Source organism: Klebsiella sp. S69 (genome assembly GCF_016516145.1).
In the GTDB taxonomy this organism is placed as follows: domain Bacteria; phylum Pseudomonadota; class Gammaproteobacteria; order Enterobacterales; family Enterobacteriaceae; genus Klebsiella; species Klebsiella oxytoca.
Genome location: NZ_JACVUU010000065.1, coordinates 1 through 2,298, shown reverse-complemented (window position 1 = coordinate 2,298; position 2,298 = coordinate 1). Strand labels below are relative to the sequence as shown.

Sequence of the window (2,298 nt, the reverse complement as noted above, 5' to 3'; positions counted from 1 at the left end):
TGGAGCCACGATTAATCAGGGCCTTGTTGTAGTTGCACCAGTTGGTGATTTCGAACTTCTGCATTGCCACGGAACTGCCTGCATTATCAGGATTATGCGTGCTCTGATCCTTCAACTCAGCAAAAGTTCAATTGTTTCAACAAAGCCTTCACCAGAATCAATACATAGGAGTTATGACTGATTTTTAATGTTATGGTTTTTATTTTATGATACTCTTTTAATAAATAGATAGCAATTATTCGAAGGTCTGTTTTATGCTTGAACCATCTATTATCTTTTTTTATTGCTTTGTTGTTTTTGTCCTTTCAATTCCGGTGGTTATGTTTATAAAATCAGAAAGCAAAAAAGACGAGATTAAAGGTTTGTTGATTTTTGTTTTGTTTGCAATAGCGGCCGGCTATTTGTTTGATTCTAAAGATCCACTTCCATCAATACTTAAAATAATCTCATCTATATTTATAATTTTCTTTGTTATTCTTTTGCTTTATTTTTTTAAAGATCAGTTGTCTATTAAAAAAGCAATATCTACCGCTATGAACAAGATAAAATCAGACATAGATTACAATATCACTGATATATTTGCGCTTAAAGGTAGTCTTTTTATTAAAAAACAGTGGTATATTGTCTTATATCCTGAAAGAAACATTGTTCTTATAGGGATAAATGAATATAATCAAAACCTATATTTAAATAAATACTTATGCTTGTACATGCTCAGTGGCGAACGTATGAAATTTTCTCACTTATTTCCATTGAAAGGGTCAACTGATGATGAAAGTTTATTCATTGGACCATTAAAAGAATTTTATTACTCAGATGAATCAAATAAAAAAATAGTAGATGATTATTTACTAAAACTTAAAAACGAAAAATTTTAGACCCTATCTGGCACTGCTGAAAAGTTTCAGAATAGATTTTTTCACTATCACATTTGGGTGTGAGTTCTCATGAGAGATACCGCAATTTTGGCTCTGTCGCATTAGCGTATGCATGTCAGCAAAATGTATGCTGCTGATTTTTAAGGCAACTAACAGGTAATGCTAGTAATACTTTACTGACGGATGATAACAATCGCCAACTTCAGCTCTTCGCTCATAGCTGACGGTGAACCTGAACTAAAACCTTTCGAAAAGTCCGATCTTGGCATTATCCATTCTGCTCTCTTGAGAGGTTCACCGGCAAAGATCCGACTCTGGTTTTTTTCGGATCTGCGGGGAAAAACGAGAAGGCAGGATATGTTAAGCATATCCATATGCCGGGCATCTGTATAGGTCAGGCATACGCATATGGTTGTCATCTGCATATGTGACACCTATACAAACAGCTCGGGCAGGCATATACTGCACATATGCAATAACAAATCATGCCTGTCAGCCCGGAGGAAAATTCATGCGCACAGTTTCGATTTTTAAAAACGGCAATAACCGCGCCATCCGTCTGCCCCGAGATCTGGATTTTGACGGCGTCAGCGAGCTGGAGATCGTCCGGGAAGGGGACAGCATCATTCTGCGTCCCGTCCGGCCGACCTGGGGCTCGTTCGCGCAGCTGGACAGGGCCGATCCGGACTTTATGGCGGAACGCGAGGACGTTGTCAGCGACGAAGGACGATTTGACCTGTGAAAAAGACTTTTATGCTCGACACAAACATCTGCTCGTTCATCATGCGCGAGCAGCCGGCAGCGGTGCTGAAGCGCCTGGAGCAGGCGGCGCTGCGTGGCCACCGTATCGTGGTCTCGGCCATCACCTACGCCGAGATGCGCTTCGGCGCCACCGGCCCGAAGGCCTCCCCGCGCCATATCGAGCTGGTTGACGCGTTCTGTGCCCGCCTCGATGCCATCCTGCCCTGGGACCGGGCCGCGGTGGATGCGACCACGGAGATTAAGGTGGCCTTGCGACAGGCCGGGACGCCGATTGGCCCGAACGACACGGCGATAGCCGGGCACGCCATCGCGGCCGGCGCCGTTCTGGTGACGAACAATGTGCGGGAGTTTGAGCGGGTCCCGGGCCTGGTGCTGGAAGACTGGGTGAAATAATTCCGTAAAAATTTCCGTGACGGAGACGACAGACATGAATGCTGAACACACCGACTACGGCTGGATTTCAGTGAACCGGCTGAAGAAATTTTCGGCGATATTGTTATTGATCCGGAATGCCTTCCGGAGGTGCTTAAACTCGTCGCTATCCGGATTTTGCTGGATCGGATTGACCGCGATACGGCAGAGAAAAAACTGGCCGAATTAATACAGAAGCTTGACGTATAGGAAATTGAAACCATTTCTGCGACGGAATGAAGTGGTT

General features: G+C 44.1%; 3 protein-coding genes and 1 pseudogene. 3 read left to right on the top strand and 1 reads right to left on the bottom strand.

The features are described from left to right. Positions 1-115, bottom strand: a pseudogene (locus tag IAE27_RS29200) (IS5/IS1182 family transposase); the annotation flags it as partial. Positions 116-254: 139 nt separating this feature from the next. Between IAE27_RS29200 and IAE27_RS29195 the strand changes: the two are divergent. From IAE27_RS29195 to IAE27_RS29185, 3 genes are all read left to right on the top strand, one after another. Beyond that, positions 255-878, top strand: a complete 624-nt coding sequence (locus IAE27_RS29195; RefSeq protein ID WP_200093418.1) for a hypothetical protein — start codon at positions 255-257, stop codon at positions 876-878. Positions 879-1,389: 511 nt separating this feature from the next. Further along, on the top strand, positions 1,390-1,620 hold the full coding sequence (gene vapB / locus IAE27_RS29190) for a type II toxin-antitoxin system VapB family antitoxin (protein WP_021312476.1): 231 nt from the start codon (positions 1,390-1,392) through the stop codon (positions 1,618-1,620). Beyond that, the gene (locus IAE27_RS29185; RefSeq protein ID WP_200093417.1) at positions 1,617-2,033 is read left to right on the top strand and encodes a type II toxin-antitoxin system VapC family toxin; all 417 of its coding nucleotides are present in this window, start codon (positions 1,617-1,619) and stop codon (positions 2,031-2,033) included. Before vapB ends, IAE27_RS29185 begins: the two co-directional genes overlap by 4 nt. The last annotated feature ends 265 nt before the right edge of the window (positions 2,034-2,298 follow it).

Coding starts and splice junctions, on each gene's coding strand:
- IAE27_RS29195 (WP_200093418.1), top strand. CDS start 255: ATGCTTGAACCATCTATTATCTTTTTTTATTGCTTTGTTGTTTTTGTC.
- vapB (WP_021312476.1), top strand. CDS start 1,390: ATGCGCACAGTTTCGATTTTTAAAAACGGCAATAACCGCGCCATCCGT.